15 protein-coding genes are annotated in these 15572 nt (G+C 64.0%); 13 read left to right on the top strand and 2 right to left on the bottom strand.

The features are described from left to right. The first annotated feature begins 385 nt into the window (after positions 1 to 385). The 7 genes from ACTJLC_RS28300 to ACTJLC_RS28270 all read left to right on the top strand — a co-directional run bounded on the left by ACTJLC_RS28300 (position 386) and on the right by ACTJLC_RS28270 (position 7178). Entirely contained in the window at positions 386 to 685 is a 300-nt protein-coding gene (locus tag ACTJLC_RS28300; protein ID WP_073432100.1) for a hypothetical protein, read from the top strand. Between the two features lie 278 nt (positions 686 to 963). Beyond that, a complete protein-coding gene (locus ACTJLC_RS28295; RefSeq protein WP_310135853.1) occupies positions 964 to 2220 on the top strand; it encodes an MFS transporter in 1257 nt (418 codons plus the stop codon). 42 nt (positions 2221 to 2262) lie between these two features. Further along, positions 2263 to 2697, top strand: coding sequence for a lysozyme inhibitor LprI family protein (locus tag ACTJLC_RS28290; protein WP_310135851.1), 435 nt, complete (start codon positions 2263 to 2265; stop codon positions 2695 to 2697). A gap of 254 nt (positions 2698 to 2951) precedes the next feature. Beyond that, positions 2952 to 3704, top strand: a complete 753-nt coding sequence (locus tag ACTJLC_RS28285) for an SDR family NAD(P)-dependent oxidoreductase (protein ID WP_310135849.1) — start codon at positions 2952 to 2954, stop codon at positions 3702 to 3704. Between the two features lie 85 nt (positions 3705 to 3789). Next, positions 3790 to 5118, top strand: a complete 1329-nt coding sequence (locus ACTJLC_RS28280; RefSeq protein WP_073432103.1) for an MFS transporter — start codon at positions 3790 to 3792, stop codon at positions 5116 to 5118. 48 nt (positions 5119 to 5166) lie between these two features. After that, complete coding sequence (gene rhmD / locus ACTJLC_RS28275) at positions 5167 to 6345, top strand: L-rhamnonate dehydratase (protein WP_073432104.1); 1179 nt, start codon at positions 5167 to 5169, stop codon at positions 6343 to 6345. A 50-nt stretch (positions 6346 to 6395) separates the two neighbouring features. Beyond that, the gene (locus tag ACTJLC_RS28270) at positions 6396 to 7178 is read left to right on the top strand and encodes an SDR family NAD(P)-dependent oxidoreductase (RefSeq protein WP_073432105.1); all 783 of its coding nucleotides are present in this window, start codon (positions 6396 to 6398) and stop codon (positions 7176 to 7178) included. A gap of 48 nt (positions 7179 to 7226) precedes the next feature. On the opposite strand, the gene ACTJLC_RS28265 is transcribed toward ACTJLC_RS28270, so the two are convergent. Next, entirely contained in the window at positions 7227 to 8225 is a 999-nt protein-coding gene (locus tag ACTJLC_RS28265) for a LysR family transcriptional regulator (RefSeq protein WP_073432106.1), read from the bottom strand. 135 nt (positions 8226 to 8360) lie between these two features. Between ACTJLC_RS28265 and rhaM the strand changes: the two genes are divergently transcribed. From rhaM to rhaS, 6 genes are all read left to right on the top strand, one after another. Continuing rightward, positions 8361 to 8684 carry an L-rhamnose mutarotase gene (gene rhaM / locus ACTJLC_RS28260; RefSeq protein WP_073432107.1) on the top strand — a complete coding sequence of 108 codons (324 nt, stop codon included), beginning with the start codon at positions 8361 to 8363 and terminating at the stop codon, positions 8682 to 8684. A gap of 49 nt (positions 8685 to 8733) precedes the next feature. Continuing rightward, positions 8734 to 9627 (top strand): amidohydrolase family protein, encoded by an 894-nt coding sequence (locus ACTJLC_RS28255; RefSeq protein WP_310135845.1) that lies wholly within the window; start codon positions 8734 to 8736, stop codon positions 9625 to 9627. A gap of 77 nt (positions 9628 to 9704) precedes the next feature. After that, positions 9705 to 11234 (top strand): sugar ABC transporter ATP-binding protein, encoded by a 1530-nt coding sequence (locus ACTJLC_RS28250; protein ID WP_073432109.1) that lies wholly within the window; start codon positions 9705 to 9707, stop codon positions 11232 to 11234. After that, positions 11231 to 12289, top strand: coding sequence for an ABC transporter permease (locus ACTJLC_RS28245; RefSeq protein WP_310135839.1), 1059 nt, complete (start codon positions 11231 to 11233; stop codon positions 12287 to 12289). The genes ACTJLC_RS28250 and ACTJLC_RS28245 overlap by 4 nt, the downstream gene beginning before the upstream one ends. After that, on the top strand, positions 12282 to 13295 hold the full coding sequence (locus ACTJLC_RS28240) for an ABC transporter permease (protein ID WP_310135837.1): 1014 nt from the start codon (positions 12282 to 12284) through the stop codon (positions 13293 to 13295). The genes ACTJLC_RS28245 and ACTJLC_RS28240 overlap by 8 nt, the downstream gene beginning before the upstream one ends. A 56-nt stretch (positions 13296 to 13351) precedes the next feature. Then, complete coding sequence (rhaS, locus tag ACTJLC_RS28235; RefSeq protein ID WP_073432112.1) at positions 13352 to 14359, top strand: rhamnose ABC transporter substrate-binding protein; 1008 nt, start codon at positions 13352 to 13354, stop codon at positions 14357 to 14359. A gap of 118 nt (positions 14360 to 14477) precedes the next feature. Here the strand turns inward: rhaS and ACTJLC_RS28230 are convergent, their stop codons facing one another. Continuing rightward, complete coding sequence (locus ACTJLC_RS28230) at positions 14478 to 15554, bottom strand: porin (protein WP_310135835.1); 1077 nt, start codon at positions 15552 to 15554, stop codon at positions 14478 to 14480. Positions 15555 to 15572: the final 18 nt, after the last annotated feature.

The following is a 15572-nucleotide window of genomic DNA, read 5'->3' as shown; positions in this document are numbered from 1 at the left end:
CATTATGCCAGCATCATAACGCACTGTTGAAGCAATGCACGCCGGCCGCGCGGTTTTTGTTTTCGCGTGCGGCCTATCGCACCAAATAGATGCCGACAGGGGCCGGGACCGCCGGGATTGAATTCCTTGCTGGCCGATCTATAACGAAATTGCGGAGCAAAATTCCGCGTTGCCGGCCTGAGTGTCCGATTCCGACTATCTGCAAGCGTTCGACATCGGTTACAGGTGTGGCAACTAATCACTCGTTTAGTTCGGTGACTCGCCGCAGCAGTCACGTATCAGGTTGATTCGCCCGCCGGCTCGATCGGGCCACGAGGCGCTTTTTCACAGACCGATTCTTTGTGGAGGACGGGAACTGCTGCGCCGGATTGCAGGGAGTCTGGACATGAAACTAGCTCTATTGATGGCATTGGCAAGCGCCGTTCTCTTTCTCGCGCCGACAGCGGCCGGTGCGGCCCAGGGCGAGCAGGGCGCCGGTACGTCGGGCCAGACGCTGATGAAGGACGCGAACGAATCGGCGCAAGCCACGACCGATGTGCCGCTCGGCGGCACCGGGCAGAACGCGACGCCCGCCGCGGGAACGGTGGGATATGGCGGCGTGGCCGCGGGCCGTTCGGAAGCCGGCGGCGGACAGAGCCGCCCGTGTGGTTCCGGCTCGCAATGCAGGATCTATTTCGGTCGCTAAAGCGTCAGCAGGCAGCAAGGCGCGGGATGAGCAAGTCTCGCGCCTCGCCTTCGAATAACCCCACCCCCGACTGCGATTTTCCGGCGTCGTCAGCGGGCGAATTAATACGATGTTATGGTGTGTTCCGTTCTCGTTTTCATCCGCTGATTTTCCGAATCGCAATCACAGGCAGGCCATTAAGAGCCTGCTTTTTTAATCGTGGTTACGGTGCGTGAATCGATTAGTCAGGTGAAGCCGCTCTAATTCCACCCGTTGTTGAATAACTCGCAAACAATCCTATGTTGATGGAAGACAACCTGTCGGCGAGCAGCGCCTCGTCCGACGATGGGGCCGCGTCGTCCCTGCGTTCGTGGCTCGCGGTCGTGGCCGTTGCAATCGGCGCGTTCGCGTTCGTCACCACGGAGTTTCTGCCGGTCGGACTCTTGCCGCGCATCGCGGCGGAACTGGGTGTATTGCCCGGCACCGCTGGCTTGATGGTCACCGTGCCCGGCGTGATCGCCGCAATCTCCGCGCCCGGTTTGATGCTGGTGGCGGGGCGCATGGATCGCCGGCAAGTCTTTCTGTTACTCACCGCGTTACTGCTGGCGTCGAATCTGATTTCGGCCTTTGCGCCGAGCTTTGTTGTCATGCTGATCGGCCGCGCATTGCTCGGCGCCGCGTTGGGCGGTTTCTGGACGCTCGCCACGGCTGCGTCGGCCCGCCTCGTGCGGCCGAAAGACTCGGCGAAAGCCATGGCCACGATCCTCACCGGCGTAACGTGCGCCACCGTCATCGGCGTGCCGCTCGGCACGTTCATTGCCAGCTTCGCGTCATGGCGCGCCTCGTTCATGGCGACCGGCGTGCTCGTCGCACTCGCGCTGGTGGCGCAGTTCGTCTTCGTGCCTTCGTTGCCGTCGAGCGCGGCATTGCGCCTGCGCGATCTGGTGGGGCTCTTGCGCCGGCCGCATCCGCGTAAAAGCATGCTGATGGTGGCGCTCGTGTTCGGCGCGCATTTTTCCTCATACACGTACATCACGCCGTTCCTGTTGCGCAATGCCAATCTGACGATGCCGACCATCACCTGGCTGTTGCTCGGCTTCGGCATGATTGGATTCATCTCGAACTTCGCCGTGTCGTCGACGGTCACGCGCAACCTGAAAATTTCGCTGGGCGTGATGATCGCGCTGCTGATGTTCGCGCTGGTCTCGTTGCCGCTGCTGCAGCATTCGCCGCTCGGCGTCGTGGCGCTCGTGCTCGCGTGGGGCATTGCCTTCGGCGCGCTGCCGCTGTGCTTCAGCATCTGGATTCAACGCGCCACGCCGGATTCGCCGGAAGCGGGCTCGGCGCTGTTCGTCAGCATCATTCAGGTCGCTATCGCGCTGGGGTCGCTGGTGGGCGGCATGGTGGTCGATCATGTGGGCATTGCCGTCGACTTCCTGTTCGGCAGCGGCCTCGCGTTGCTGGGGCTGGCCGCGCTGGCCAGTTTCGGCAGAAGCGCGCGAAAGGCGGCTGCGGGGACGATCGCATGTCCGGCGTGTGCCGACGGGCAGTCGTGAACCGCGCGTTGCGCGGAACATCGCATGGCAGGCGCGGTCAACATGAACAGGACAATCTGTCCGGCCATGCCAGGAAGAATGATGAACGCGCAACGCAATCACGGCATTGAACACGAGATTGAACGAGGCATCGGGCGGCTCGCGCGCGTGGCGCTCCTTACCGCGTTCACGCTGGCGTCGGTTCCCGCACTGGCTGCCGGCTTCGACTGCAACGAGGCGCGTCTGCCTGACGAAAAAGCGATATGCGCGTCCCGGCAACTGAGCGAACTGGACGTCGAAATGACCGTTCGCTACGAAACCTTGACGGGCCTCGTTGCCATGGGCGCGCGCGGCAACATGCAGGACGAGCAGCAGGCATGGCTGAATGTGCGCAAGAAATGCGGGGCGAACGAGGCATGTCTTGTCGCGGCGTATCGGCACCGCATTCAAATGCTCAAGGATGAATACGCTCACCTCGCCAGCCGCGGACCGTTCTAAAGAACTGCCCCCGAACGCGCCCGCCCTATACATTGATTATCCAAACCGTTGCGACCTCGCTTGCCGAAAAGGCATGAGGGCCGCACGTCGATAGTGGCGCTGCCCACGTCACCCGATTCGCTTTTGTTATCACCCTTTCAAATACTCGAATTGTTATCGCATCGCCGCGCTCGTATATTGGCTGAACGGTAAGCAGCCGGCAGACCTACAACAACGCAAAGGCACGCCGCCCGGCGTGCCACAGGAGCACAGCGATGAATCGAATCGATCTGGAGGGGCGCGTCGTCGCCATTACCGGCGGCGCGCGCGGCATCGGCTACGCGGTGGCGCAACGGGCGCTGAACTCAGGGGCGTCGGTCGCCCTCTGGGACATCGACGCCGAACGTCTCGCGCGCAGCCAGCGCGAGTTGAGCGAGCTGGGCAAGGTCACCGCCGTCACCGTCGAACTCACGCAGGAAGCGAGCGTCGCGCAGGCGGTGACGCAAACCGTCGCCGGGCACGGCGCGATCGACGTGCTGATCAATTGCGCGGGCATCACGGGCGGCAACGGCGCCACATGGGAACTGGAGCCCGACGTGTGGCGCCGCGTGATCGACGTGAATCTGATCGGCCCGTATCTCACCTGCCGCGCGGTCGTGCCGCACATGCTCCAGCAGGGCTATGGCCGGATCGTGAATATCGCCTCGGTGGCCGGCAAGGAAGGCAACCCGAACGCGTCGCACTACAGCGCCTCGAAGGCGGGGCTGATCGGCCTGACCAAATCGCTCGGCAAGGAACTCGCGACGAAGAACATCCTCGTCAACGCGGTCACGCCCGCCGCGGCCAAGACCGAAATTTTCGATTCGATGTCGCAGCAGCATATCGACTACATGCTCTCGAAGATCCCGATGAACCGTTTTCTGTTGCCGGAAGAAGCAGCCTCGCTGATTCTGTGGCTGGCATCGGAAGACTGCGCGTTCAGCACCGGCTCGGTGTTCGATCTGTCGGGCGGCCGGGCGACTTACTGAGCCGCGCTCATCGCCTGCGAGCCTCATTGCAGCAGCGCATATAAAGGCCCAAAACCGCTGGCCGCGTCCCAGCGAAGGAGACGACATGAACCCGCATGCGCCCGTTTCACTGGAGGCGATCAACAGCAAGGTCATGCGCCGGCTGTTGCCGTTTCTGTTGCTGATGTACGTTCTCGCGTTTCTCGATCGCGCCAATATCGGTTTCGCGCAGAAGGCGTTGCAGCACGATACGGGTTTGTCGAACGCGGCGTTCGCATTCGGCGCGGGGGTGTTTTTCGTCGGCTATGCGCTGTTCGAGGTGCCGAGCAATCTTCTGCTGCACCGGGTCGGCGCGCGAGCGTGGATGTGCCGGATCATGGTGACGTGGGGGCTCGTGTCGGCGGCGATGTGTCTCGCGCATACGCCCACCGCGTTCTATACGCTGCGCTTTCTGCTCGGCGTGGCCGAAGCGGGTTTCTTTCCCGGCGTGATCTATTACCTGACGCACTGGTTTCCGCAAGCGGCGCGTGCTCGCGCTGTCGGCCTCTTTTATTTCGGTGCGCCGCTCGCGTTCATTTTCGGCAGTCCGTTGTCGGGTTCGTTGCTCGAATTGCACGGCGCCCTGGGCCTGACCGGCTGGCAGTGGCTCTTTCTGGTCGAAGGCGTATTGGCCTCGCTGGTCGGCGTGTGGGCGTTCTGGTATCTCGACAACCGCCCGGAAGACGCGCGTTGGCTCGACGCACGGGAACGCACGAGTTTGCGCAACGCGCTCGACGAAGATGCGCGCGCCGCGTCGGCTCATGGTCCGCATCGCATTCTCGCCGCGCTGGTGGACCGCCGCGTGTTATTGCTGTCCGCGATCTATCTGCTGATCCAGATGAGCGTGTACGGCGTGATCTTCTATCTGCCGCAACAGGTGGCCGCGTTGCTCGGCACGACGGTCGGTTTGCGGGTCGGCGTCGTCGCCGCATTGCCGTGGCTGTGCGCGCTCGCCGTCACCTGGTACGTGCCGCGCCGCGCGGATCGCACGGGCGGTCATCGGCGCTGGGCAGTCGCGCTGCTGATCGTCGCGGGGCTCGGCATCGGCGTGTCGGGGCTCGCGCCTAACCCGTCGATCGGACTCATCGCGCTGTGCTGCGCGGCAAGCGGTTTCATCGCGGCGCAACCGCTGTTCTGGACGTTCCCCACGCGCTATCTCACCGGCGCCGCGGCGGCAGGCGGCATCGCGTTGATCAATTCGCTCGGCAGCCTCGGCGGTTTCATCGCACCGAGCTTGCGTACCGCGGCCGAAAGGGCGTTTGCGTCGACCTCGGCGGGACTCGTCGTGCTGGGCGTGTCGAGTCTGCTGGCCGCGCTGCTGATCGGCACGCTGCTGCGCCGCGACGGCGCACCGGCGAGCGGCGCTTTCCAACACTTACTGCACCGCGCCCGCTAGGCGTATTTCGGGTTGCACGTTCGACGCATCAATCACGGAGCCCCTTTCATGGCCATGCCCACTATCCGGCACGTGCGTGCCTTCATCGTCCGCGGCGGCGGTGCGGACTATCACGACCAACCCGGCGGACACTGGATCGACGATCACATTGCCACGCCAATGGCGCGTTACCCCGAGTATCGCCAGAGCCGCCAGTCGTTCGGCATCAATGTGCTCGGCACGCTCGTCGTGGAGATCGAGGCGAGCGACGGCACGGTCGGCTTCGCGGTGACGACGGGCGGCGAGATCGGCGCGTTCATCGTCGAGAAGCATCTCGCGCGTTTTCTCGAAGGGCAACTCGTTACCGACATCGAGAAGATGTGGGATCAGATGTACTTCTCCACGTTGTACTACGGCCGCAAGGGCGTGGTGCTGAATACGATCTCGGGCGTGGACCTCGCGCTGTGGGATCTGCTCGCGAAGGTGCGCAAGGAGCCGGTGTATCAACTGCTGGGCGGACCGGTGCGCGACGAACTCGTGTTCTATGCGACCGGCGCGCGGCCCGATCTTGCGAAGGAGATGGGCTTCATCGGCGGCAAGCTGCCGTTGCAGCATGGTCCCGCTGAAGGCGAAGCAGGGTTCAGGCAGAACATCGAGAAGCTGGCGGAGATGCGCAGCCGCGTCGGCGACGACTTCTGGCTGATGATCGACTGCTGGATGAGCCTCGACGTGCCGTATGCGACGCGTCTCGCGCAAGCGGCGCACGAATACGGCCTGAAGTGGATCGAGGAATGCCTGCCGCCCGACGACTACTGGGGTTACGCCGAACTGCGCCGCAAGGTGCCGCGCGGCATGATGGTGTCCACCGGCGAACACGAGGCGACGCGCTGGGGTTTTCGCATGCTGCTGGAAATGCAATGCTGCGATCTGATTCAGCCCGACGTGGGCTGGTGCGGCGGCATCACCGAGTTGATCAAGATTTCCGCGCTGGCCGATGCGCATAATGTGATGGTGGTGCCGCACGGTTCGTCGGTGTATAGCTATCATTTCGTCGTCACGCGGCACAACTCGCCGTTCGCCGAGTTTCTGATGATGGCGCCGAAAGCCGATCAGGTCGTGCCGATGTTCACGCCGCTGCTGCTCGACGAACCGGTGCCCGTGAATGGACGAATGAAGGTGCCGGACACGCCGGGCTTCGGCGTGAGACTCAATCCCGAATGCAAGCTGGTGCGGCCGTACCCGCGTTGAACGCGGCGCGGCGCACTCGCGCACCATGGATCCAGGCAAAGGAGAGTGACGTGCTGCTCAAGGACAAGGTCGTGATCGTCACCGGCGGCTCGCGGGGCATCGGCCGCGCGATCGCCGTCGCGTGCGCGGCGGAAGGCGCGGACGTGGCGATCAACTACTGGGGCGATAACGACGCATCGTATGGGCGCCGTTCCGCCGTCGCGGAAGTGGTCGGCGAAATCGAGGCGCTGGGGCGGCGCGCGATCGCGATCGAAGGCAACGTGGCCGCGCGCGAAACCGGTCAGCAGCTCGTGCGCCATACGGTCGAAGCGTTCGGCAAGGTGGACGTGCTCGCGAGCAACGCCGGTATTTGTCCGTTTCACGCCTTTCTCGACATGCCGCCGGAAGTGTTGGAGTCGACGGTGGCGGTGAATCTGAACGGCGCGTTCTACGTCACGCAAGCGGCCGCCCAGCAGATGAAGGCGCAGGGCACGGGCGGCGCGATCGTGGCGACGAGTTCGATCAGCGCGCTAGTCGGCGGCGGCATGCAGACGCATTACACGCCCACCAAGGCGGGCGTGCATTCGCTGATGCAATCGTGCGCGGTCGCGTTGGGGCCCTTCGGCATTCGCTGCAATTCGGTGATGCCGGGCACCATCGCTACCGACCTGAACGCGGAAGATCTTGCCGACGAAGCGAAAAAAGCCTACTTCGAAAAGCGCATTCCGCTCGGCCGCCTGGGCCGCCCGGAAGACGTCGCCGATTGCGTGGTGTTTCTCGCCTCCGACCGCGCGCGCTATGTGACGGGCGCGGCCTTGCTGGTGGACGGCGGCCTGTTCGTCAACCTGCAATGACGTTGAAATCACGCTGCAATAACGCTGAAATAACGCGCGATGCCGAATTCAATGAGTCGTAGCCGGCGCGCTGGCGGGGTCCGCCGCGGACGGCGCGGAATCGTCGCGTGCGAGCTTGCGCGAGAAGCCGCGCAACAGGTCGATGAAACGCAGCGCCGGTTCGGCGAGGGGTTCTTCCTTGCGCGTGAGAATGCCGAAGCCGGAGAGGCTCTTGCCGATTTCGAGCGGCAATGCGACCAGCAATTTGCCGCGCACATGATCGCGCACGACCGACTCCGGCAGCATCGCCACCGCATCGTAGTTTTCAAGCAATTGCAGCGTCGCGAAGATCGACGCGCATTCGGTCAGGTTCACCGGCGTCGCGAGTCCCGCGCGCGCGAGTTCTTCTTCGAACAACACGCGCGCCGGGCTCGTAACCGGTTGCGCGACCCACGGCCAGTCGATCAGTTCGCGCAGCGTGACGCGCGTGCGCTGCGCGAGCGGATGCACCGAACGCACGACGAGCAGCAAGGTTTCGCGCGCGAGCGGCTCGAAACTGAAATCGTTGTGTTGCAGCGGACTGGTCAGCCGTCCGAGCGCGAGGTCGACCTCGCGGCGATGCAGCAATTGCACGACCTGGTCGCTGGTTTCGCCGAGAATGCGCACGTTGAGCAAGGGGCTTTCGGTTTTCAGCGCGGCAACCGCCATCGCGAGCAGATCGGGCGCGGCGCCCATGATCGCCCCGACGGTCAACTGTCCATGGCCGCCGCGGCGCTTCACGTCGAGGTCTTCGGCGAAACGGGTCAACTCGGCGAGCGCGCGCCGCGCGTAGGCCAACGTGACCACACCGAGCGGCGTGGGCGTCATGCCGCGCGCGTTGCGCTCGAACAGCAGGAAGCCGAACGCTTCCTCGATGTCGCCGAGCATGCGGCTCGCGCTGGGCTGCGCGACGTTGACCGCTTCGGCGGCTTGATGGAGATTGCGGGCGTCGTCGAGCGCGACGAGCAGGGCGAGGTGCTTGAACTTGAGCCGATTGACGAGGGCGACGGTGGCTGCGTGTTGGCTCATGGTTCCGGTGCGATTCGGTTTGTGGATCGCCCAATCCCAACAACGGATTGAGATGCTATCGACGCAGGAATTATAGTCGCATCGGGTGCTTGCACGTTTCGGCGGGAAGATGCCCGCCTTCGAGGGAAGACAGGCATGGAAACAATCGCTTTCCGTATGGTGCTCAACCCCGGCATGCGCGAGGAATACGAACGACGTCACGCGCAAATCTGGCCCGAACTGGTTGACGCATTGCACAACGCCGGCGTGCGCGAGTACCGGATTTTCTTCGACGCGGAGTCGAATCATCTCTTCGCCATTCTCACGCGCACCACGAATCACGCGATGCACGAGTTGCCGCAACTCGACGTGATGCGCAAATGGTGGGAGTACATGGCCGACATCATGCAGGCCGCGCCGGACCATACACCGCTTCAACAGCCGCTCGAACCGGTCTTTCGTTTGAGTTCAATGAATTGACGTTGCTGACTTGCCAACGCAAGGCCAACAACACGGCGGAGAGTGTCGCATGCAGGTTGTCGATTCGCATATCCATCTGTGGGATCTGAAGACGCATCGCTATCCGTGGCTGGAAAACCCCGGCGTGTCGTTCGTCGGCGACGCGCGCGCGTTGAAGCACGACTATCTGCTCGACGACCTGCTCGGCGAGACGGGCGATATCGAGGTGCTGAAACTGGTGCACGTCGAGGCGAATCACGATCCCGCCGATCCGGTCGAGGAGACCCGCTGGTTGCAGTCCATCGCGGATCGCAAGGAATCGCGCGGCATGCCGAATGCGATCGTGGCCGCCGTGGATCTCTCGGCGGCGAACGCGCCCGCCGTGCTCGAAGCGCACGCGTCGTTCGCCAACACGCGCGGCATACGGCAGATACTGAACGTGCACGAGAACAGGCTGTTCGACTACGTCGGCCGTCATTTCATGCGCGAGCCGCAATGGCGCGAGCACTTCGCCTTGCTGCGCCGATATGGCATGTCGTTCGATCTGCAACTGTATCCGTCGCAGATGGAAGAAGCCGCCGCGCTGGCGCGCGCGCACGGCGACACGCTGTTCATCGTCAATCATGCGGGCATGTTCGTGGATCGCGGCAGCGTGGCCGGTTATCGCGCGTGGCGCGACGGCATGCGCCTGCTGGCCGGCTGTCGGAACATCGCGGTGAAAATCAGCGGGCTTGCGATGTTCGATCATCGATGGACTGTCGAAAGCCTGCGGCCTTACGTGCTTGAAACGATCGACACGTTCGGCGTCGAGCGCGCGATGTTCGCGTCGAATTTCCCCGTCGATCGCTTGTTCGGCTCTTACACGGATCTATGGCGCGCCTATGCGGCGATCGTCGAGGGTGCGAGCGTCGCCGAGAAAGAAGCGCTGTTTCGCCGTAATGCGGAGCGCTTCTACCGCATCTGAGGCCGCACGAAAACCGCATTAAAACCGCACGAAAACCGCGGTAAGCGAACAGAAGCCAAAAAGAAAGGAGACAAGCAGTGCAGCAACCCCTATCCGCCGTGCCCAGGCTCGAACTGCGGCACGCGAGTAAATCATTCGGCCGGGTCCGAGCGTTGTCGGACGGCGACCTCGCGCTATGGCCGGGCGAAGTGCATGCGCTGCTCGGCGAAAACGGCGCGGGCAAATCGACGCTCGTGAAGATTCTCGCGGGCGTGCATCAGCCGGATAGCGGCGAGCTGCTGGTGGACGGCGTGGCGCGCCGTTTTGCGACGCCTGCCGAAGCGCGCGACGCGGGTCTTGCGGTGATCTACCAGGAGCCGACGCTGTTCTTCGATCTGTCGATCGCGGAGAACATTTTCATGGGACGGCAGCCGGTCGATCGGATCGGCCGCATCCAATACGACGCGATGCGCCGCGAGGTGGACGGCTTGCTGGCGTCGCTCGGCGTGGATCTGCGCGCGGATCAACTGGTGCGCGGCTTGTCGATTGCCGATCAGCAGGTGATCGAAATCGCCAAGGCCTTGTCGCTGAACGCGAACGTGCTGATCATGGACGAGCCCACCGCCGCGCTCTCGTTGCCCGAAGTGGAACGGCTCTTCGCGATCGTGCGCAAGCTGCGCGAGCGCGACGTGGCGATTCTCTTCATCACGCATAGGCTCGACGAAGTCTTCGCGCTGACGCAGCGTGTCACGATCATGCGCGACGGCGCAAAGGTGTTCGACGGCTTCACCGCCGATCTCACCACCGAGGCAATCGTCACGAAGATGGTGGGCCGCGATCTGGAGACGTTCTATCCGAAAGCCGATCTGCCGCCGGGCGACGTGCGCCTGTCGGTACGCGGCCTCACGCGCGTGGGCGTATTCAAGGACATTTCCTTCGACGTGCGCGCCGGCGAGATCGTCGCGCTGGCCGGTCTGGTGGGCGCGGGGCGCAGCGAAGTCGCGCGGGCGATCTTCGGCATCGATCCGCTCGATTCGGGCGAGATCTGGATCGGCGGCCAGCCACTCAAGGCGGGCAGTCCGGCCGCGGCGGTGCGCGCCGGCCTCGCGCTGGTGCCGGAAGACCGTCGGCAGCAGGGGCTCGCGCTGGAACTGAGCATCGCGCGCAATGCGTCGATGACGGTGCTCGGCCGGCTCGTCAAACATGGTCTCATCTCCACGCGCAGCGAGACGCAACTCGCGAATCAATGGGGCACGCGCTTGCGTCTGAAAGCGGGCGACCCCAACGCGCCAGTCGGCACGCTGTCGGGCGGCAATCAGCAGAAGGTGGTGCTCGGCAAATGGCTCGCAACCGGGCCGAAAGTGCTGATCATCGACGAACCCACGCGCGGCATCGACGTCGGCGCGAAGGCCGAGGTGTATGGCGCGCTGGCCGAACTGGTGCGCGAGGGCATGGCCGTGCTGATGATTTCGAGCGAATTGCCCGAAGTGCTCGGCATGGCCGACCGCGTGCTGGTGATGCACGAAGGGCGGATCAGCGCGGAAATAGCGCGCGCCGAAGCCGACGAGGAACGCATCATGGGCGCCGCGCTCGGCCAACCGGTTCCACCGTTGGGGCACGCCGCATGATGCGCCATTCATCGACTCATCCCGCGCCGGTGCAGGCGCCGGTGGCAAAGCGCTCAACCAACGCGCCGGGCGGCTTCGTTGCGGGCGTCGCGAAGAGCCGCGAAACGACCCTCTTCGTCGTGCTGATTCTGCTGATCGTGGGCACGGCGCTCGCAAAACCGCAGTTCCTCAATCTGCAGAATCTGCGCGACGTGCTGCTCAACGTGTCGATCATCAGCCTGTTGACAGCCGGCATGACGGTGGTGATCCTGATGCGGCACATCGATCTCTCGGTGGGTTCGACGGTCGGCGTCAGCGCGTATGCGGTCGGCAGTCTGTACGTCGCGTTCCCGCATATGCCGGTGCTGGTCGCGCTGGCCGCCGGACTCGCGATCGGGCTGATGGCCGGCGGCATCAATGCGCTGCTGGTGGCGGTGGGGCGCGTGCCCTCGCTGGTGGCGACGCTCTCCACGCTATACATCTTTCGCGGCGCGGACTACGCGTGGGTGCACGGCGGGCAGATCAACGCCACCAGTCTGCCCGAGTCGTTCTCCGGTCTCGCGACCGGCACGTGGCTCGGCATTCCGACGCTCGCGCTGATCGCGCTCGTCGTGCTGACCGGCCTCGCCGTGTACCTCAAGCAGTTTCGCGGCGGCCGCGAGCACTATGCGATCGGCTCCAATCCCGAGGCCGCGCGACTCGCCGGCGTGAACGTCGAGCGCCGCGTGATGGCGGGCTTTCTGCTCTCCGGCGCGATTGCCGGCTTCGCGGGCGCGCTGTGGCTCGCGCGTTTCGGCACCGTCGACGCGAGCACCGCGAAGGGCATCGAATTGCAGGTGGTCGCGGCGGCGGTGATCGGCAGCGTGGCGATTACCGGCGGCGTCGGCACGATACTCGGCGCGACGCTCGGCGCGCTGGTGCTGGGCGTGATCAGCATCGCGCTCGTCGTGCTGCACGTGTCGCCATTCTGGGAGCAGGCCATCGAAGGCGCGCTGATCGTCGCGGCGATCACCGCCGATACCTTGCTGGCCCGCTCCGTCGCCAAACGCATGATGAGGAAACGCGATCATGGCTAAACCGGATTCCGCGCTGCTCACGCGCAAACGCGAAACGCCGCTGCAATGGGAAGTTTTGCTGATGATCGTGCTGATGTTGTCGCTCGGACTCGGGCGCTGGTTGTCGCCGGTATTTCTCACCGGCGCGAATCTGAGCAACGTATTGGCCGACCTCACCGAGATCGCGTTGATGGCGCTGCCGATGACGCTCATCATCGTCGCCGCGGAAATCGATCTTTCGGTGGCGTCCGTACTGGGCGCGTCCAGCGCGTTGATGGGCGTGCTATGGCACATGGGCCTGCCCATGCCGCTCGTGATCGTGCTGGTGCTGATTGCCGGCGCGCTGGCCGGCTGGCTGAACGGCCTCGCGATCGTGAAGCTCAACCTGCCTTCGCTCGCGGTCACGATCGGCACGCTCGCGCTGTTTCGCGGCCTCGCTTACGTGCTGCTCGGAGACCAGGCGGTCGCGGATTTTCCGCCTGGCTATACGGCCTTCGGCATGGAAACGCTCGGCTCGACCTTCATTCCGTTGCCGTTCGTGATCGTGATCGTCGGCGCGGTGCTGTTCACGGTGCTGCTGCAAGCCACCGCGTTCGGCCGCAGCCTCTATGCGATCGGCGCGAATCCCACGGCGGCGGCGTTTTCCGGCATCGAAGTGGCGAGGATCAGGCTGCGCCTGTTCGTGCTGTCCGGCGCGATGAGCGCGTTGGCGGGCGTCGTCTATACGCTGCGCTTCACCAGCGCGCGCGGCGACAACGGCGAGGGTTTCGAGTTGTCGGTGATCGCGGCGGTGCTGTTCGGCGGAGTGAGCATTTTCGGCGGACGCGGCTCGATGATCGGCGTGCTGCTGTCGCTGCTGATCATCGGCGTGCTGAAAAATGCGCTCACGCTCGACGACGTATCGAGCGAAACGCTGACGATCGTCACCGGCGCGCTGCTGCTGGCCTCCGTGCTGATTCCCAATCTGGTTGCCCGCTGGCGCGCGGCGCGCGACCGGCGTTTCATCGCGAAGTCCGCTTCTTTATAACGTCAGATCGACAACCCGGACACCATCACGTCCAACAACAAGGCAGGAGACACTTCATGTTCAAACCTCTACGTCACACCGGCACGGCCGCGCTTTGCGTGGCGCTCGTGGCGATCAGTTGCGCCGCCTCGGCCGCCGGCCTGAAAAACGGCCTGAAGATCGCGTTCGTGCCGAAGCAGATCAACAATCCCTATGAAGTAATCGCCGACGACGGCGGCATGGCCGCGATCAAGGAGTTCGGCGGCGTGGGCAAGGTGGTGGGACCGTCGGATGCGGGCGCGTCGTCGCAGGTGCAATACATCAATACGCTCATCACGCAACGGCAGGACGCGATTGTGATCGCCGCCAACGACGCCAACGCGGTGGTGCCGTATCTGAAGAAAGCGATGTCGCAAGGCATCAAGGTCGTGACCTTCGACTCGGACACCGCGCCCGAGGGCCGGCAATTGTTCGTCAATCAGGCGAATGCGGAGGGCATCGGCCGCGGGCAGATTCAACTCGTGTCGAAGCTGATCGGCGGCGAGGGCGAGTTCGCGGTGCTGTCGGCCACGCCCAACGCAACCAATCAGAACACGTGGATCAAGTGGATGCAGGAGGAGTTGAAGAAGCCCGAGTATTCGAAGATCAAGCTCGTGAAAATCGCCTACGGCAACGACGACGATCAGAAGTCGTTCGTCGAAACGCAAGGCTTGTTGCAGGCGTATCCGAACCTGAAGGCGATCGTCGCGCCGACCACGGTCGGCATCGCGGCGGCGGCGCGCTATATCTCGTCGTCGTCGAGCAAGGGCAAGGTGGCGGTGACGGGCCTGGGCACGCCGAACCAGATGCGCGCGTTCGTCAAGAACGGCACGGTCAAGGCGTTCCAGTTGTGGGACCCGAACCAGCTCGGTTATCTGGCCGGCTATGCGGCGGCGAGCCTCGCTTCCGGCGCGATCACGGGTAAGGAGGGCGAGTCGTTCGACGCGGGCAAGCTCGGCAAACGCACGATCGGCCCGCAAGGCGAAATCATTCTCGGACCGCCGACCACGTTCGATTCGAGCAATATCGACAACTTCAACTTCTGAGCGGCAACGTGCGCCGCGCGCGACGCCATGAGCTGCGCGCGGCGCCATGAAACGCGCGAGGCGCGTCGGGCGATGAACCGCCCGCGCGCCTCGTTCTGTTTCCAAGCGTCGAACCGCCTTAGAAACGGTGCTGAAGACCCGCCGTGACACCCGCCTGCGTATCCGCCGCGCCGGTCAGATCGCGCGACAGGCTAACCGCGTTGTCATGCTTCGCCATTGCATAGCCGCCCGCCAGATACAGCACAGTGCGTTTCGAGAGCGCGTACTGCGCGCGCAGCGAGAACAGCGTCGGATCGGCGTCGCTGCCGTCCTTGATGTTCTGATGATAGACCGCGGCAAACAGCGAGAAGAACGGCGTCACCTCGTATTGCCCGCCGAGCCAGTACATGTCGCTGCGCAAGGTCGGCGTGGCGGTGTGGAACGTGCGGCGGTAGTTGCGATATCCGGCCATCGCCTTGACCGGCCCGAAGTCGTAGCTCAAGCCCGCATGAATGCCTTGAATGTAATTCGTGGTATCCGCGGGGGTCACGCTGTCGTTCGCGCCGTTCTGCCGGTCGAAGGTGACGACGGCGGCGAACGGACCGGTCTCGTAGCCGAGCGCGAAGTCGTATTTGGAGCTCGACTTCATGCTGCCCGGCACGTTGCCGAAGCCGTACATCGCGCCGAACTTGAAGCCGGAGAACGTGCCGTCGTAACGCACGGCGTTGGACGAGCGCGAGAACAAACCGTCTTTACGGCCGCCCGTCGCGGTGGATGAGGTCGCCCACGAGTAGTTCGGCGCGTAACCCATCGGGTCGAACTGCAGCATGTAGTCGTAGGTGGTCGTGAAATTGCGGCCGAGCGTGATCTGCCCGAAGCGGTTTTTCAGGCCGATCGTCGCGCGGCGGTCGAAGATCGCGCCGCCGCTGTCGTCGAACTGGCCGTTGGCGATGTTGATGCCGCTCTCCAACTGGAACACCGCCTTCAGTCCGCCGCCAAGGTCCTCGACACCGCGCAGGCCCCAACGCGAGGTGTTCTTGCCGCCCGACACGAGGCGCGTCGCGCTGCCGTCCGCACTCGCATGATTCACATATTCGATGCCCGCATCGACGATCCCATACAAAGTCACGCTGGATTGCGCCTGCGCGCTCGCCGCGAAACCGGCGAGTCCCATGCAGGTTGCGCCGAGGGTTGCTTTCTTCATGCTCCACTTCATCAAGAGTCTCCTGTGGTT

It is taken from the genome of Paraburkholderia sp. 22099 (genome assembly GCF_052045835.1).
Classification (GTDB): Bacteria; Pseudomonadota; Gammaproteobacteria; order Burkholderiales; family Burkholderiaceae; genus Paraburkholderia; species Paraburkholderia terricola.
This window is presented reverse-complemented; position numbering and strand designations above follow the sequence as displayed.